Raw genomic sequence first — 18,277 nt, forward strand, 5'->3', positions numbered from 1 at the left:
CAAAAATGCCTACATAAAAAGTAGGCATTTAAACGCTATTTGGCTGAAAAGTTTACGCCAATGCGCGTACTAAGCCTTGGGTATTTTGTTTAAGCGTACGGGCAATCATAAAATAGCCTAACCCTGCTACAAACACGCCACCAGCAACGGGGCCAATAATCCAAATATTAGGATGCAGCTTACCCGCTAAATCAAACATTTGCTGCTGAACAATCAATAACGCAATATCGCTGAAAAATGCAGCCACCAGTCCGGCTAAACCGCCCAGTAATAAAAATTCATACAAGGTGGCATTTTTGATTAATCGGCTTTTAGCGCCCAAAGTACGCAGTATCACAATTTCTTGCATCCGCTCACCTAAGCTTGCTTGCACCTGCGATATAAGTACCAACGCGCCACATAACACCACAATAGCCAGTACAAAGCCAATAGCTAACGACACTTGCTCAATAGTCGATTGAATTTGTTTAACAAAGTTGTCTACATCAATTGCTGTAATCGTAGGATATGTACGTAATAACTGGCTAAAGTCGCGCTTTTGCTCAGGCTCAATACGTACTGATGAAATATACGTGGCCGGAAAGCTGCTCAACACATCAGGGCTTAAAATAATGAAAAAGTTAGGTTTAAGCGTGGCCCAATTAACTTTACGTACACTGGTAATTTTAGCGTCGAACGACTGCGCACCAATTAAAAACGTGAGGGTATCGCCCATTTTCACATCAAGGCGCTTCATCATCGACTCTTCAAGTGAGGCCTCAGCTACTGCGTCATCGCCAAACCACTGGCCATCGATAATGTCATTTTGTGAGGGGACTTCGTTAAGCCAAGTTAAGTTAAGCTCGCGGCCAATACCTGAGCGGGCTTCTTCGTCTTTTTTCTCGTTGTCTTGCAATGACACTTCACGTGCTACTGCTTCGCCATTTACTGCATTTACGCGGCCACGAATCGTTGGGTAAAACTCCGACACTTGAATGCCTTTTTGCGCTAAGTATTCATTTACCGGATCCAGCTCATTTTGCGTAATATTAACCAAAAAGGCATTAGGTGCATCGCTTGGTAACTGAGACTGCCAATCCGAAATAATGTCGTTTTTTAGCACAATTAAAAGCAACAGTAATTTAATCGCTAGCGAAAAACTAATTAGCTGCACCGCATTAACGTTGGCGCGCTTTTGAATAGACGCAATAGCCAACGACCAGCTGTTACCTGGCTTTAAGCCAAGCTTTCGGCCACCGCCAAATATTAATTTAGAAATTAAAAACAACACTAAAATAAGCGCAAGCGTTGAGGCAAATAAAATAAGGGTAATTTTAATATTGTTACTAAATAACCACATTAATAAAAATACCGTTAAGGCGCTAAGCCCTAAATGGATTTTACTTACCGCAAGGCGGTCGCCTAAATTACGGCGAAGCACTCTAAGTGGTGGAATATCAAATAAATCTAACAATGGCTTAATAGAAAACATAACCGCACAAATAACCCCGGTGCTAATGGCGACTAACCACGGTTTAAACCCTGCCATGGGCAGTTCGGTTCCCATGCTTTTTGCAAGGTAACCAGTTGCAACTTCTTGTAAGCCGTAACCAATAGCAAGGCCAACGACTACCGCCATGGTACACACCATTAATAAGTGCATAAGGTAAATTTTGCGGATCATATCGCGGCTGCCACCTAAGGTTTTCATCATCGCGACGGGATCGTATTGACGCTCACAATAGCGCTTAGCCGATACCGCAATAGCAACTGCGGCTAATATAATGCCCAGCAAACCTGCTAACAATAAAAAGCTTTCGGCTCTGTTTAAGCTATTTGAAATGGGCGATTGACGGTCTTTTACACCATACCAGTTTTGGTTTTCTTTAAGTTGCGGTTTTAACCAATCGTAAAAACTATTGATGTCGCTTTCATCACCTGCATACAACTGGCGGTAAAATACACGGCTACCGGGCTGTATTACTTCAGTTTTTGGTACATCATCAATATTAATAAGTACTCTGCGACTGCTAGAGAACACATTAAATGGCGCATCGGGTTCTTCTACAATCACTTTTTCCACATTGAATAACGCGGCACCTAATTCAACTTGGTCGCCTACGTTTATGTTTAAACTGTAAAAAACCGATTCACTTAACCATACGTTACCAGGGCTTGGAGCACCGGGTGCAACCTCAGTTTGAGCATTCAAACCCGACTTAACTTTCAATTGGCCTTTAAGCGGGTAACTGTTTGATGCAGCCTTTACCGAGCTAAATTGCATTTCATCGTTTGCAAACAGCATAGTGTCAAAGTACACCATTTGTGCAGTTTGTAAGTTTTGTTGTTCTGCTTTGGTTATAAAGGCGGTATCTATGGCGTGATTGCTGGCAAGAACACGATCTGCTGCTATAAAGGCACTGCTTTTTTGGGCAATACTTTGTGCGATTCGCTCAGTTACCATAGATAAAGTAAGCACGGTTAATACTGCCAGTGCAATGGCTGCGCTTATTACGGTTAGTTCACCACGGCGAAACTCACGAGAAAATAGTTTAAGCGCTAATTTAGCCCACATTTGCCATTTCCTCTGTTGAATTGTGTACCAGCTCACCGGCTTCAATCTGAATAATGCGTTCACACTTTTGCGCCAGTGCTTCATCGTGGGTAACTAAAATAAGCGTAGTGCCATTTTGTTTATTTAAATCAAATAATAACGCTTCTATCATGTGGCCGTTTTTGCTATCTAGGTTAGCTGATGGCTCGTCGGCAAACAGTATTTTAGGCGAACCCACGAATGCGCGAGCAATGGCAACACGTTGTTGCTCACCACCAGATAACTGCGACGGGTAATGATCAACACGGTGACTCAAGCCGACTTTTTCAAGTAATGCGAGCGCTTGTTCTTTGGCGTCTTCTTTACCTGCAAGCTCTGCCGGTAGCATGACGTTCTCAAGTGCAGTTAAACTTTGTACCAACATAAAAGACTGAAATACAAAGCCAACTTTTGCAGCTCTGAGTGCTGCACGTGCTTCTTCGTCTAATTCGTGCAGCGGCTCCCCATCTAACATTACTTCGCCGCTGCTGGCCGTATCAAGCCCTGCTAATAAACTTAATAAAGTGGATTTACCTGAGCCCGACGTGCCAACAACAGCAACAGACTCACCATGCTTGACATTAAAGCTGATGTCGCTGAGGATGGACAACTCACCTTCAAGGGTAGATACAACTTTAGATAAACCATTTACTTGAATTATATTTAATTGAGAAAGCGCTGACATATGACCCATTCAATCCTACGTTGTGTATTCATTTTATTTTTAGTTATTAACCCACTACACGCGGTAGCTAACAACACGATTTTAATACTTGGTGATAGTTTAAGCGCAGCCTATGGCTTAAAACAAGAACAAGGCTGGGTGCAATTGTTACAAGATAAATACGATAACGAGCAACGCCCTATCAACTTAGTAAATGCCAGTATTAGCGGCGAAACCACCGGCGGTGCATTGCGCCGATTAGACGCGCTACTTGAGCAATACCAACCAACTCACGTGCTCATTGAGCTTGGTGCTAATGATGGCCTGCGCGGTTTTCCAATCACAAAAATGCAAACTAACTTAACGGCTTTAATTGAAAAAAGCCAAGCTGCAAATGCACAAACCGCACTTATGGAAATTTATATTCCACCTAACTATGGCCCACGTTACAGTAAAATGTTCACCGATAGTTTTGCCAGTGTTAGCAAAGCCACAGGCTCTTATTTAATGCCGTTTTTTGTACTTAAAGTAGCAGGAAAAAACGAGCTAATGCAAAACGATAACTTACACCCTAACAAAACTGCGCAACCAATACTACGAGATGAAATGTATAACACGATCAACCAGTGGTTAAATAAAGAGTAAAGCCGTGTAAAACTTCTGGCGCAAGCGCTTAATATTAAACGCTTGCGCAATAAATATCCAAACAAACAAAAGCTTATTGATTTTTTTATAAATACACGTACTATTGCAATCGAAGTCGGTATGTGGCGCAGCTTGGTAGCGCACTGTCATGGGGTGGCAGGGGTCGAGAGTTCGAATCTCTCCATACCGACCAATTAATTTTGTTAACTTCAATTAGTTATAAATTAAAACATCCTCTTTATCGCACTATAAAATTTGCCTTTCTAAATATTTATCGCACCCTTTTTAATCTAATTTATTTTCTACTTTCTGATTCTGATTGGGGGGGATATATAGGAAGAGAGCTAATGGCACCCTCCTAAACCAGCTTTCTCATTATTTTAAAAAATAAACACATTTAACTTGTCTCCATGTTTTTCAAATTGTAATTTGAGTCTAAAAATACAATAGAGAATGTTATGCAGATCGATCAAAAAAGAAAAACCACTTTACCCTTATTGTTTGATGAAATTATTTGCAATTGTGTTTGGCTCAATACCATGCCTTTTAGTATTACAATTTTCAGGTGTAGAGGGTCTAGTTAATCTCAGATCTGCATAAGAATTAAAGCCGAGTCACTTTTATACTCGGCTTTTTAGTCTGAAAAGTATAGGCAATTAATCCAGCCATTAAAATTAAATTAGCCATAAATGAGATGCAGCTGCGGTGCCTTGTGTGGTCTATTTGAGCCATATTTTTCAGCTGGTCGAAAACTGTTTCAATGATGAAACGCGTTGATAACATCGCTCTATCCCAAGATGATATTGGCTGACGTTTCATATTACGTCGTTGACCTGTAATAAAATCAATCCCTTGCTCAGCAAGTTCCGCTTTTAGGTTTGCAGATACATAACCTTTATCTGCGTATAAACTACCTGTAACATTATCGACCATATCTAATAATAAACAAAAATCATCGACATCTACGTAAATTGCATTTAAGTTATTCATGCCCTTGCCTCGGTAATCTTATGTTTCTTGGTCGAAAGATCTGATCACCGCAAGGGCATTTAGTTCCATTTCTTATGTGCAGCTCAGGTTAGCTAGCATAACAACGACAACAAGAATGAGTTCAATAGACATCTTCAACGCTGGCGAGAGTGTTTTATCTTCTTGTAACTGAATTTTAGTTTGCTCAACTATTTCAGTGATATTTATGCTGTTTAAATTCATTAAAGCTAGAGCGATAGGGTAATCGCTCTAGCTTGGCACACTGGCAGGATCAGCCAATAGCTAAAAAAGATCCTTAGAAAATAGTTTGTCTTGGTGAATAATTACCATTTATTTTATATTTAACACCTGTTTAAAATAAACCACAAAAAAAGCGCCATTTGGCGCTTTTTAAATTAGTAGTAAGGTATTAGTGTTTACGCCCTACGCCGTTGCGCACCATATCTTGGCCGCTTTGAAAAATCTCTTCGGTAATTTCACGGGCTAATAAAAGCTGTTGCTTGTCATCAAACACCGCGACAAAACGGCTGCCGTCGGCATTATTAGTTGCCATGCCGACGCCTGCTACGCCAGTTAAACCTAAACCGCCGTTTTCCACTTGCAGTAAAAAGCTTTCAAGTTCCGCGAGAGTGTCGATTGCGGTTAGTTTATTTTCCATTATGGTTACTCTGTATGTTGCTCGCCACGGCGAGTCTGTAAAAAATATGCAGTTATTTTACAGCACACAGTAAAAACTTAAACCACCTTATGGCAAAACAATAACAACGCGCTATAAAGCATCGGCATCATAAATTAAAAACCCCGCAAATGCGGGGTTTATGTATTAGCTTTGCTTCATTGTGCCTTGTTGTTCAAGGCGGGTATGCCAGCTGAATGCTTCTTCTAAAATATGAGGCGTATGGCCGCCACGTACACAAGCACGCTCGTAGTAATCAAGCATAGCGTTGCGATAATCTGGGTGTACACAGTGTTTAATTACTTCAACAGCACGTTCGCGTGGCGCTAAACCACGTAAATCAGCTAGGCCTTGCTCGGTTACTAAAATATCAACATCGTGCTCGGTATGATCGACGTGGCTTACCATAGGTACCACGCTTGAAATAGCGCCGCCTTTAGCAATTGATTTAGTTACAAACACCGATACATGCGCATTACGTGCAAAGTCGCCTGAGCCACCAATGCCGTTCATCATTTTAGTACCACACACATGAGTTGAGTTAACGTTGCCATATATATCAAACTCAAGTGCCGTGTTAATTGCAATAATACCTAAACGACGCACAATTTCAGGGTGATTCGACATTTCTTGTGGGCGAAGTACTAGCTTATCGCGGTACTTTTCAAGGTTATTAAATACTTGTGCGTTACAACGCTCTGATAAAATAATTGAACACCCAGAGGCAAAATTAAGTTTACCCGCATCAATTAAGTCAAAGGTAGAATCTTGTAATACCTCTGAGTACATAGTGAGGTCTTTAAAATCTGAGTCTAATAAACCCATCATGACTGCATTGGCTATGTTACCAATACCCGCTTGTAATGGGCCTAAATTTGCAGGCATGCGCTGTTGCGCTACTTCTTCTTTAAAAAAGTTAACTAAATGGCGTGCAATAGAGGCGGTATCTGCATCTGGGTCGGTTACTGTTGAAAATGAGTCACTTTGATTGGTAAATACAATACCCACAATTTTAGCCGGATCGATTGGAATAGCAGTACTACCGATACGGTCATCTACTTTCACGAGCGGCACTGGAGTACGCGTAGGACGATACGAAGGGATGTAAATATCATGCAGCCCTTCAAGCTCTGGCTGATGTAACATGTTAATTTCTACAATTACCTGTTTGGCAAAAATAGCAAAACTTGCTGAGTTACCTACTGACGTAGTTGGTACTATGTGGCCTTCTTCTGTAATAGCAACGGCTTCAATCACCGCTACATCAGGCATAGTTAACTGATGATTACGTAACTGTTCAACAGTTTCAGATAAATGCTGGTCAATAAACATGACCTCACCGTTGTTAATTGCTTTACGTAATGTGCTGTCTACCTGAAATGGCATACGACGCGCTAACGCACCTGATTCAGTAAGTAGCTTATCTAAGTCGTTACCTAATGACGCGCCCGTCATTAGGTTAATTTTCATTGGGTTTTCACGTACTCGCTCGGCAAGCGCACGTGGTACAGCTTTCGCTTCACCGGCACGAGTAAAACCACTCATACCTACGGTCATGCCGTCTTTAATAAATAAACTGGCCTGCTGTGCAGACATCACTTTGTTGTGTAAATCACTATGACGAATTCGTTCTAATTGCATTTGGAACCCCTTAAACCCCATTATTATTTGGGCGCTATTTTAAGTATTTCCTTATGCTTCGTAAGCTAGACCTAAGTCTCATTTACGCATAGTTGGTATAAAAACGTTGCAGAGCGCTTTAATTTTGTACACTTCATTACTTAACTTATTGCTGTTATTGGGGGGTAGAATACCAAAAAATCTATTCAATCATTTAACTAAATAAGCTTAAAAACAAATATAATTACTTTAAATCAAGTGCTTATATTTTTAGCCAGAAAAGCTAAAATTATAAATTGTATAAAAATAAAGCCGTACAGGCTAAATCCTACAAAATAATAAACGGGTCATTCATTGGGCAGAAACCTTGTAAGGAATAGAATCTACGATTTAGGTATTAAGGAAAATACATAGATTTGTCTGACGAAGAAATTAACTTTTTATCTGGGTTGTTTGAACCTAGTCAAAGTACAGCATTAATTAATGAAACAAAACTAACAGTACAAACATCAATACCAGATGGTATTGCGCATTTACTTGGTCAGGCTAAATTAACCCTATTAGCAGAAGTAGCTCATTACCAACTGTGATTTCCACTTCAATTTAAAACTGATGAATTAGGCCATTTCAGTACTGTGTTAGCAGCCCCAGAAGTGATTGATACTAAAGGCACTCAACGTAGCTGGCGATTAAGTGAATTAAATATTCAAAGCCAAGGTTTTTGCATTGAATCTATCTCAAGCACAGGAATATTTTTAAAATCCACATCAATAAACAGTGAGCTTGATGAGTTACAAAATATGCAATTTATTTTACCCAATGAAGCGGCTATATCATTAGACATAGAACCCGTTAGGCACAGTGAGTGTGGCATAGCAGCTAAAATAAAGCATATTCACCATGGTAAAGAGCAACTGAGAGCGTATTTATTTGAAGTTCATAAACGTGAATATTCAAGCTTATATCAACTTGAGCATAGGCAAGAACTGGGGCTATCAAACTAAAAAGCCACACTAATTAAGTGTGGCTTTACGGATTAAATAAACTTAATTTAGGTCATTTTTACTTTAATCGTTTTGCTATTTCAGCAACGCGCTCACCGTATAAACGAGCCGTTTCTAAATCGCCTGATGGAATAGCCGTTTCGTCAGCATCAGTAGGTGATTGTACTAATACGCCAACCGAACCGCCTAAGTTATTGATGTCTTGACGGGTTGATTCCAATTTATTGGCGGGTGGTAACCCTAGGCTTACCCAAATTCCACCATGCTGTGAAGCTAACGTTTGCATACTAATTAGGGTGACTTGTTTGTCGCCATTTAGGCTGCCGCTATTAGTAAAACCGCCAAACACTTTATCTTTCCAACCCATGGTAAACCACACTTTAGAGGTGGCATCAACAAACTTTTTAAACTGCCAAGGGTATGAGCCCATATAGGTAGGTGCACCAAAAATAATGGCGTCTGCATTGTTTAATGCATCCCAATCGGTGTCTTTAATATCACCATTTTCATCGATTGCAATAAGCTGAGCGTTTGCTCCATCAGCCACAAATTCCGCCACTTTTTTGGTATGGCCATATCCAGAAAAATAAATAACCGCTACTTTACTCATGAACCTTCCTTTTGTTGTGATTTAATAACACGCTTTAAATATAGTATGGCCGCTTAATCTAAAATCAACTAAGCAGCGTGTTTAATTAAATTAAAAGGTACTCACTGAAATTTCTAAATTACTCACCGCACAGCCATACTGCTCAGCACTAATACGGTGATAAACCGACTCAGGCTTAGTTGATAGACTAATAATAAACGCATCTTGCTGACCAACAGCGGTTTGTTCTTGGCTCAAGCACATGGCTTGCGTTAAAGAGCGCAATTTGGCATCCGTTAAAATACTGCCGAAACGCTGAACCGGTAAAGGCGGTATTTTAATTGCTGGTAATGCTTGGCTAATACTGCGCTGACTTAAGGTAAAATCATTATTTTTAATATCAATCACACTGCCAGCAGGCCAGTACGAGTAACTGTAGGTTTTAGTTTCAGCCTGAGCCTGCCCTGTTGATTTAACCATCACCACACCATTTTTACCAATTACGGTCATTAAATTCCCTGATTCAGATTTAATAACCACTAAGGCGGTGGTTTCGTCTACACCAAAACCAAATGCGGGTTGAGCTTGATTTGCACTGAAGCTGTCGAGCAAGGTGCCTAGTCTTAATGTACGGTTTCGCTCACTAAAGTGTGTATCGAGTACACCGTAACTAAATGTGCCTAAACCCCCAAAGCGGTTGTAAGTTAAACTATCGCTGTTTGAGCGCTCACTGGGTGCATCAATGGCTTGCGCGCCTTCTTTCAATGCCGATAAACTTGTGCCATTAGTGATCATAACCACATTACCACCGTGCGCTTGCCCGCCACTTTGCACTGCGGTGCCTGCACTTGTACCTACAACAACAGGGCGAGACTGTAACGCTTTTGTCCATGGATATGGCTGATTATTTTCATCAAACAATACCTTGCGCGTTAAGCTTTGATCGCCGCCATTAAACATAACACCGGTACTATTTTTGATTAGCTGCACTAGAGCGTCTGTGCCGTTTTTACACAGCAAATATTCTGCTTGAGTGCGATCAGGGTAAATATATTCACGTTGATATAGCCCCATTTCAGAGTGCCTAAGCGTGTTTAAATCATCACATTTATTGGTAGTTATTGCTTTAGCAAGCGCAGGAGTTAATGCAAGCCATTGTGAATTTATATTGGGAAAACGAAGTAATCCTTCGTAAAAATCAGCAGATTCATAAGGGTCTCTGCTTGAGGCGGTAATGGCTAGTATGCTCGGGTTAGTACTTTTTACTTTTAAACTGCCCGATATAAATTGCAAAATATCTGTCGCGGCGGATTCGCTATTAAGCGCGGTATTGACCTGCTCTTTTAGTCGCGTATTGTCGCTCTGCAGCTGCGCTACTTCAAGCATATCTATTACAAAATTGTATTCTTGATCCGTTAAACTATTGAGCTGTTTACTATCAATATCGCGCCATAACCATAACAGCTCTTTTTTTGACAATGTGGGTGATGATTTAGCCTGCATTGTTGCTAAATTTTTAATAGTTTTGTTTTTAGCTTGCGTATTTTTACTTGGCCATTGTAGCTTTATTTGACTAATTTTAGCGTGGGAGAGCGCAAATACATTATGTATTTTACCCGGAATTTGTGTGTTTTTTTCACAATTTTTAGGGCTTAAACTAGCACACGTTGTGAGTGCACCGCCGACTAATACTAACGTTTGTTCAGATTCTTTTGCGCTTAACTGCAGCGAAAAAGCAATAAAAAACGAAAAAACAGCCGTTACTGTACGCGATTTAGCTAACCGTTTGTTTGGTAAATATATTCGTTCCATTATGTTATACTCATGTAAAAAATTATAAGAAATAACTTGCGAGAGCGTCTCTCACTTGCTGTGAAAAAAGGAACTTTAAAACGCGAGTAAGCTAGCACCCCTTTGCTGGCTTTGTCAAAAACCTTTTGGAATGAGAGTTATGTTTAAAAAAGCACGTTTGCTTACAACATATTTCTACTCACCACACTACCTTTCGGAGTGGTTTGACGAGTAGCCCACCACCTCACTTTTTCACAGTGAGGGGCTTAGCGTGTCATTTCACCACTGCCCTGTCTAAAAATATAACAATTAAAAGCCACAGATCTGTTTGTATGTTTTTGTGCGCTTAAAAAGACAAAAGGTATTTAAGATGTTTCGTCAACTAACAATTGCGGCCACAGTAAGCGCATTACTGAACCCGATCACTTTTGCACATGCACAAGAAACCAACACCGACACCAACATTGAACGAGTAGAAGCACGCCGTGAAGAGCTAAGAGACATTCCTTCGCTTGATTCACAAGCTCAAGCAGATAAAGACTATCTTGTTGATGTATTTGGCTTTGGCTCTAGTTTATCAGAAGCCGATCTCACTCAATATGCAGCGTTTGCTGAATTAAGTATTTCACTCACAGAGCAAATAGAGCTGCAAGCAGCAGGTCGATACGATCATTACGATGATTTTGGTGGCACCTTTAATCCTAAAATAGGTTTGAGCTATCGTCCAACTGATTCGTTGGTTGTTCGTGGTTCATGGTCAACCTCGTTTAGAGCACCATCATTAACGCAGGCTGGCGTTAAATTAAGAACCACACAATCTACTTTTGACTGTGGTGCAAACCAAGCTGTAGCCGATTTATACTGTATGGGTGATGGCACCCAAGTGAGTGTTAATTCGTTAGAGTTAGGTAACCCAAATCTAAATGCAGAAGAATCTGAGGCTATTAGTGTTGGTTTTGCATGGAGTCCCTCGGCTAATACTAATTTAACCATTGATTATTGGCAGTTTGATCATGAAGAAGTAATCGATACCAACATGACCGCAGTGCTCGACCGCGCCATAACCGATGCGTCACTTCGTCACTGTGGCATTGTACCACCGGGCGAGCAAGGCATATCGTACGATGAAGCATTATGTGATGTCACCGACAACAGTAATATAAACATAGAGCAAGACGGCGCTAATTTAACTGAGATTTTAAGCAATTATATAGGTGAATTTAACCCACGTGATGACGAGCTATTTTTACCGCTGTTTCGCGATCATGCAATCCCACTTGAAAACACTGGGTCACAAACATTAGCTGGCATAGACTTTAAGTTTGACCATAGGTTTGTATTACCAAGCGGCGATTTAACCTTTGCGTTTGACGGCACTCATTACCTTGAGTTTGAACGTAATAAACCGGGGTCTGACTAGTTAGAGAAGCTGGTGGGAACTTATCGTTATCCTGAAAATATTGCGCGTATGTCAATAGATTGGGAAGCGCAAAGTTACTACCTTAATTAGGTGCAAACTACACCAGCAGCTACGAAGATGATATAGAAGGCCTGCGTAGCCGTGAAATTGATGAGCTAGATTCACTTGGCGTACTAGACTCAAAAGGTGAGCATCAGGTTGATGACTGGCTCGTTTGGGATTTATCTGCGGGTTACTATGTTAATAAATCGCTGACTTTGCGCGCGCATCAATAATATTTTTGATAAAGAGCCACCCACACTTTATGGTTCAAGCCGTGGCTTTGATTCAATCAACCATAATGCCCTAGGTGCTAATTACAAATTAAGTATTAGCTACCGTTTTTAACCGCTTAGCCGCAAAGCAAACGCTTTGCGGCATTCCTTTTATTACAGGTCATGGCTACAGTGACACTGCCTATTAAGTGCTAAAGTACGTTTAAGCGTTTATTTACGCATCAACACAATGACCTTTTATTAAAGTGAAATTATGAAACAAAAACAATTTTCTATGCCCGATGCAAGCATCATTTTGCTTTGCGTGGCAGTGATTGCCTATATGGCCACGGTATTTATTACCTCTGGGGTATTTAATGCAGAGCCTGACAGCCATACTGTGCAGCTTTCACAATATCAAGCAGTTAACGACCAACAATCACCACCTGTTTTTGCACAAGGTGGCGAGGCTGGATTTGCCAGCCGCACCCCTGAAATGAACCTAACCGATGCAACCTTATCGGGCACCACCACGGTGGTGGCCGCACTGGGTACCGATTCAAGCTCACGTACACTGACCAACTTGGTTGCCAAAGCAAAAGGCCTAAAAGAGCAAGGGCTGAATGTATTTTGCCATACCGGTTCGTATCATTTACCCGCGAAAACACTCACCCACTCAATTACTGACGACATCATGTATATAGAGGAGTTTATAGGTGTTGGCGAAGTGGCGATTTCTGATCATCGCAGGAGCCAACCTACGGTACAGCAATTAGCAGAATTGGCAGCAGAGGCCAAAGTAGCCGGTATGCTCAGTGGTAAAAAAGGCACTGTGAGTATTCATGTTGGCCCTGTTGATAGCCATTTAACTATTTTACATCAGGTGGCTGAGCAAAGTGATATTAAGCTTAAACAGTTTTACCCTACGCATATGAACCGCAATAAAGCACTTCTTGATGCCGGTATTCACTTTTGTGATCAGGGCGGTACTATCGACTTTACCACCAGCACAACCGACTATGATTTAGCCCATGGTGAATATGCAGCAGCCCATGCTCTTGCTTACTGCTTAGAACAAGGTGTAGCACCAAATCAACTTACTATGAGCTCAGATGGCCATGCCAGCTTACCTATTTTTGATAAAGACTTTAATTTATTGGGGCTTGAGGTAGGCAAAGAGGCATCACTACTGAGTTCGTTTCAGCAAGCAGTCAAAGAATACAACGTCCCTATAGAGCACGCTTTAATGAGCATAACAAGTAACCCTGCCGATATTTTAGGACTTGATAAAGGCCGCCTTAAAGCAACAAGCGACGCGGATGTTGTCCTTCTCGATAAAGAGACCCTAACCCCTGAGTATGTATGGGCTAACGGCACTTTAATGGTGCAAAACACCCATGCAGTCATAAAAGGAGTGTTCGAGTAACACGCAATGCTGCTGAGAATGCTCAGCAGCATAAAATGCTAGATACTGAGTTATCCTAAGTGCCCACTTTCATAAATTGGGGTTACCCAATATTTTAACGGCGTGTACTTACAAACAGGGCTTAACGCCGTTTTTACTATGGCAAGTTCAGGTAATAATATATGCACCTCAAACTGATAAAAGCTGCGATGCCCTTCTACTTGCTCGGCAATGTCAAATTCACTGTGCTCTTTACTGTAGCCTTCAATGTTTTTTAAGTTAAAGCCGGTAATGCAGTCTATGCCAATTAATATATCAACCACGTCATCTTTTATGTTTGTGGGTACATTTAGGGTAAAAAGTAACTGTTCAGCCATGTTTTTTCTCCAACCAACCATAAAAGATAGGTAATAAATAAAGTGTTGTAATTGTTGAGGTAATTAACCCGCCAATAACCACAATTGCCAATGGTTTTTGAATCTCAGCGCCAGGGCCGGTGGCAAATACCAGTGGCAGTAAACCAAACATGGCGGTTGTGGCTGTCATTAACACTGGGCGAAGGCGTCTGCTTGCGCCATCTAAAATGCGCTGCGTTACATTGGCAGAAAACATTTTCATTTGCTCAAAGTAGCTGATCATCACAATACCATTGAGTACCGCTACGCCAAGTAAAGCAACAAAACCAACCGATGCAGGCACCGACAGGTATTCATTACTAATAAACAGGGCAATCACTCCCCCCATTAACGCAAACGGAATATTAGCAATTATCAGCGTTGATTTAGATAAGGATTTAAACGTGGTAAATAAAATAATGAAAATCAGTATTAATGCCACCGGAATAAGCACCAGCAAGTTTTGTGTTGCACGTTGCTGGCTTTCAAATTCGCCACCAAACGACAAGGTAAAACCACTGGGTAATTTTATGCTGCTATTAATTTTAGCTTCCAGTTCATTTACATAACTAACCACATCGCGGTTATCCACATTAACGCTTACAGAAGCAAAGCGCTTTGCTTTTTCTCGCTCTATTAACAATGGCCCCGTTTTAAAGCTAATATTAGCCACCTCTTCAAGTGGTAGTAGGCTGTTGTCGGGCATTAAAATTAGCTTTTGTTTTAATGCGCTCATTGACGATAACTCAAAGTGTGCTGCGCTTTCGCCTTTTTGTGCATTAAACACAATTGGGATCACGCGGTTTCCTTCTTGCAGTGCCGATACCTGTAGGCCTTCTAATTGCGACTTTAAATAATCACTTAATCCTTCGGTGGTTAAACCAAACTGACTAGCAACCTCAGGAATAAGTTTAATATTTACGTATTTACCCCCTTCGATAAGCGCCATTTGCACATCACTTGCGCCGTCAATGTTAGTGGCAAGTGCCGTGATTTTTTCAGCTAATGAGGAAAGTGTCGCAATGTCATTACCGAATACTTTAATCGAAATATCACCGGTGCCACCGGTGAGCATTTCTGATACCCGCATTTGTATTGGTTGAGTAAAGCCAATATTTACCCCAGGAAATTGCGCAAGTGTTTGTCGAATATCCTCGATTAGCCGCGCTTTGGAGTCAAAACGCCACGTATCTTTTGGCGCTAATTCCATAAACACATCGGTTTCGTTTAATCCCATAGGATCAAGCCCGAGTTCATCGGATCCGGTACGGGCAACAATTTGTACGATTTCAGGGGTGTTTTTTAACAGTGTGGCTTCAATTTGTTTATCTATATCCAACGAGGCTTGCAAGGAAATACTCGGCGATTTTTCCAGTTGCACAATAATGTCGCCTTCATCTAAAACGGGCATAAAGCTTTTACCAAGTCCCTGAAATAACACCCCACTGAGCACTAAAACAGCAACTGATATAACACTAATAGCCACCGGCTTTTTAATTGCTTGGGCAAGTGTTTTAGTATAAAAACCTTGTAATAGCGTGACCATTTTAGGCTGGGTTACGGGTTCATTTTTTAATAACAACGAGGCTAAAATTGGAATAACCGTTAACGATAACAACAGCGCACTAAGCATGGCAAACACGATAGTGAGCGCCACTGGGGTAAATAACTTGCCTTCTAACCCTGTTAGCATTAATAGCGGTGAAAACACGATAATTATAATGATTGTGCCTGAGAACACTGGCGCCGCGACTTCTTTACAGGCGCGATAAATAACATGCAGCCGAGGGAGGTGCTGATTATTAGCCAACCGATTCACTATGTTTTCAACAATAACTACCGATGAGTCCACCAGCATACCAATGGCAATCACTAAGCCACCTAAACTCATTAAATTAGCCGATAAATCAAACTGCTTCATCATTATAAATGTCAGCAATGCCGACATAGGTAAAGACAAAGACACCACCAATGAAGAGCGAATATCACCTAAAAACAAGGCAAGTAGCACTATCACTAAAATAATCGCTTGGCCTAGTGCGCTAGTAATGGTGCTAATTGCGGTATTTATTAAGTTAGAACGGTCGTAAAACACATTAATTTTTGTGCCTTGCGGTAATGACGCTTCAATGGTGCGAAGTTTATCTTTTACATCTTCAACAACTTGCGCTGTATTACTATTTTTAAGCGCAATTATAAGCCCTTGTACCGCCTCTTCACTGTTTTTAGTAACTGCGCCATAACGGGTTAAACTGCCAACGTGTACCGTGGCAATATCACTTAACCGAATAACCTTATTTTGAGTGGACTTAATCACGGTATTTTCAATGGCGGTTATATCGGTGTATTTGCCCTCAGTGCGCAAAATTAAGGTGTCGTTGCCTTTTTCTAAGCGCCCTATGCCACCGTTTTGATTCGTTTGCGTGATTGCTAACTTCATTTCATCAAAGCTGACTTGATGCTGTTGCATCAATAAAGTATTGGGAAGTATTTCATAGGTTTTTGAAAAGCCGCCAAGGCTATTTACATCTGCAACACCGGTTACAGTGCGCAGTAATGGACGAATTTGCCAATCTAAAAGCTCTCTTTTTTCAATCAGCGATAAGTGAGTACTTTCTATAGTAAACATGAACACCTCGCTCAAAGGCGTGCTCATTGGCGCCATGCCGCCACTAATATTACTGGGCAAGGTGGGCAAAATATTTAATAAACGCTCATTCACTTGCTGACGCGCCCAATAAATGTCGGTGCCCTCTTCAAAGTCAATGGTAATATCGGTAATAGAATACTTAGTGGTAGAGCGCAGCATTTGCTGTGACGGAATACCCAGTAATTCGGTTTCAATCACCCGTGTTACTTGCGATTCTATTTCAAGGGCGTTCATGCCGGGTAATTTGTAAACTATTTTAACTTGGGTGGGCGATATTTCTGGAAAAGCATCCACCGGAATACTTAACCAAGATTTAGCACCAATGGCCATAGCAACAATAACAAAAATACTAACAAACAAACGCTGAGTAAGTGAAAACTTAATAAGCTGGTTTAACATTTACTCTCTCCCTAAGTGAAGCAACATACCCTGTAGCGCACTTACCGAGCTTATTAGTACCTGCTGATCATCTAGGTTTTTGTTAGCAGTAAATACATAGTCTTTGCCTTGTGTACCCTTGAGCTCAATCGGCAGTAACTCAAGCTTATCGCCAGACTTTAAAGCAATATAATTAACATCTTCAAATTCAAACACCGCTGACTTTGCTATTTTAAAGCCCGTTAATTTATTTACCGGTGTGACTTTGATAGTTTGCCCCAGTCTAAGCTGGCACTCATTTGAGCTTGGCGACGCCCACACTATTTGATGGTATTTATCTGCAATACTGTCATAGCTCTCAATATTTAAGCTGCAACTTTCTGACAGCTTGAAATGCGCTAACGTGTTGGAAAAACTAAGAGGGACTTTAATCTTAACGCGAATACTACTTGCATCGATAATATCAAACGCGGTGTCACCCATCACACGGTTTCCCGACTCATTAGTGAGTTTTAAAATGCCCGTTTTTGGACTCACTAAGGTCACGTTTTCATTATCATCAATGTTTAAAAATGCCATTTGATGTTGCATATGTTCAAAATTTAGCTTGGCTTCAAAATAGCTTTTTGTGATTTCAACCCATTCAGAACTTCTTATTATTTTGTTTTTTAAGTGTTGTTGGTTTATGTCGTAATGGCTTTTAGCAATAGCGAGCATGTCTTTTGCTGATTGATAGGCATCTAAAAAATGGTGTACATCACTGCCCTCAACGCTTGCAATAGTGGCGCCCTTTTCAACCATGCTGCCGTTAGGGTATAAGTAACGAACCTGCTGTACATCAAACGCAAACAGCACCGTATAATTGACCCCAGGTTTGAAATTAACTTCACCAATTAAACTTTGCCTGTTAATAAACTCTGTTTTTTGAATCGGCGCAAATTCAACATCAAAACCACTGAGTGAAGAAAGCCCTACAGGTGCTAAATTTTGCGAAGCAAACACAGGATTAAATGTTAATAAAGTCACCGTAAAGAAGAAAAATAACGTATATTGAATACGCAAAAAATGACGCATTTTTTTTGTAAAATTTAACAGCATTTAGTTTGTTCACATTTGATTAATTTTATAGAATCAACCATGACTTTTTTAGACTGTTAAATCATCAGGCAAACGCCTTAATATGCTTATAAACCCTGATTTTGGCAGTACAGTACATATGTCCAT

11 protein-coding genes, 1 tRNA gene and 3 pseudogenes are annotated in these 18,277 nt (G+C 40.7%); 5 read left to right on the top strand and 10 right to left on the bottom strand.

Features of this window, described 5'->3' with window-relative positions:
• Window positions 1–52: 52 nt before the first annotated feature.
• Together LOC50_RS08290 and LOC50_RS08295 are read right to left on the bottom strand one after the other, a co-directional pair.
• Window positions 53–2,554: an ABC transporter permease gene (locus tag LOC50_RS08290; RefSeq protein WP_250653042.1), complete on the bottom strand. Its 2,502-nt coding sequence runs from the start codon at window positions 2,552–2,554 to the stop codon at window positions 53–55.
• Entirely contained in the window at window positions 2,544–3,257 is a 714-nt protein-coding gene (locus LOC50_RS08295) for an ABC transporter ATP-binding protein (RefSeq protein WP_250653921.1), read from the bottom strand. Before LOC50_RS08295 ends, LOC50_RS08290 begins: the two co-directional genes overlap by 11 nt.
• Between LOC50_RS08295 and LOC50_RS08300 the strand changes: the two genes are divergently transcribed.
• Together LOC50_RS08300 and LOC50_RS08305 are read left to right on the top strand one after the other, a co-directional pair.
• Entirely contained in the window at window positions 3,258–3,881 is a 624-nt protein-coding gene (locus LOC50_RS08300) for an arylesterase (protein WP_250653043.1), read from the top strand.
• A gap of 116 nt (window positions 3,882–3,997) precedes the next feature.
• Window positions 3,998–4,074 (top strand) — tRNA-Pro (locus tag LOC50_RS08305).
• 410 nt (window positions 4,075–4,484) lie between these two features.
• Here the strand turns inward: LOC50_RS08305 and LOC50_RS08310 are convergent.
• The 3 genes and pseudogenes from LOC50_RS08310 to scpC all read right to left on the bottom strand — a co-directional run.
• Window positions 4,485–4,844, bottom strand: a pseudogene (locus LOC50_RS08310) (transposase); the annotation flags it as partial.
• Between the two features lie 436 nt (window positions 4,845–5,280).
• Window positions 5,281–5,529: a hypothetical protein gene (locus tag LOC50_RS08315; RefSeq protein ID WP_008114111.1), complete on the bottom strand. Its 249-nt coding sequence runs from the start codon at window positions 5,527–5,529 to the stop codon at window positions 5,281–5,283.
• Between the two features lie 165 nt (window positions 5,530–5,694).
• Complete coding sequence (gene scpC / locus LOC50_RS08320; RefSeq protein ID WP_036983061.1) at window positions 5,695–7,188, bottom strand: succinyl-CoA:acetate CoA-transferase ScpC; 1,494 nt, start codon at window positions 7,186–7,188, stop codon at window positions 5,695–5,697.
• 389 nt (window positions 7,189–7,577) lie between these two features.
• On the opposite strand from scpC, the pseudogene LOC50_RS08325 reads away from it, so the two are divergent.
• Window positions 7,578–8,171 (top strand): annotated as a pseudogene (locus tag LOC50_RS08325) (hypothetical protein).
• Window positions 8,172–8,229: 58 nt separating this feature from the next.
• Here the strand turns inward: LOC50_RS08325 and LOC50_RS08330 are convergent.
• Both LOC50_RS08330 and LOC50_RS08335 read right to left on the bottom strand, forming a co-directional pair.
• Window positions 8,230–8,781 carry a flavodoxin family protein gene (locus LOC50_RS08330; RefSeq protein ID WP_024601163.1) on the bottom strand — a complete coding sequence of 184 codons (552 nt, stop codon included), beginning with the start codon at window positions 8,779–8,781 and terminating at the stop codon, window positions 8,230–8,232.
• Window positions 8,782–8,871: 90 nt separating this feature from the next.
• Complete coding sequence (locus LOC50_RS08335; RefSeq protein WP_036983063.1) at window positions 8,872–10,572, bottom strand: cyanophycinase; 1,701 nt, start codon at window positions 10,570–10,572, stop codon at window positions 8,872–8,874.
• Between the two features lie 451 nt (window positions 10,573–11,023).
• Between LOC50_RS08335 and LOC50_RS08340 the strand changes: the two are divergent.
• Window positions 11,024–12,358: pseudogene (locus tag LOC50_RS08340) on the top strand (TonB-dependent receptor domain-containing protein); the annotation flags it as partial.
• 141 nt (window positions 12,359–12,499) lie between these two features.
• Window positions 12,500–13,651 carry a beta-aspartyl-peptidase gene (gene iadA, locus LOC50_RS08345; protein WP_250653045.1) on the top strand — a complete coding sequence of 384 codons (1,152 nt, stop codon included), beginning with the start codon at window positions 12,500–12,502 and terminating at the stop codon, window positions 13,649–13,651.
• Window positions 13,652–13,701: 50 nt separating this feature from the next.
• Here the strand turns inward: iadA and LOC50_RS08350 are convergent, their stop codons facing one another.
• Genes LOC50_RS08350 through LOC50_RS08360 form a run of 3 tightly spaced genes read right to left on the bottom strand, consistent with a single transcriptional unit; the run spans window position 13,702 to window position 18,127 of the window.
• On the bottom strand, window positions 13,702–14,007 hold the full coding sequence (locus tag LOC50_RS08350) for a DUF3240 family protein (RefSeq protein ID WP_036983065.1): 306 nt from the start codon (window positions 14,005–14,007) through the stop codon (window positions 13,702–13,704).
• Window positions 14,000–17,074 carry an efflux RND transporter permease subunit gene (locus LOC50_RS08355; protein ID WP_036983067.1) on the bottom strand — a complete coding sequence of 1,025 codons (3,075 nt, stop codon included), beginning with the start codon at window positions 17,072–17,074 and terminating at the stop codon, window positions 14,000–14,002. Before LOC50_RS08355 ends, LOC50_RS08350 begins: the two co-directional genes overlap by 8 nt.
• A complete protein-coding gene (locus LOC50_RS08360) occupies window positions 17,075–18,127 on the bottom strand; it encodes an HlyD family secretion protein (protein ID WP_248534189.1) in 1,053 nt (350 codons plus the stop codon).
• Window positions 18,128–18,277: the final 150 nt, after the last annotated feature.

The organism is Pseudoalteromonas sp. SCSIO 43095, assembly GCF_023650455.1.
In the GTDB taxonomy this organism is placed as follows: Bacteria; Pseudomonadota; Gammaproteobacteria; order Enterobacterales; family Alteromonadaceae; genus Pseudoalteromonas; species Pseudoalteromonas tetraodonis.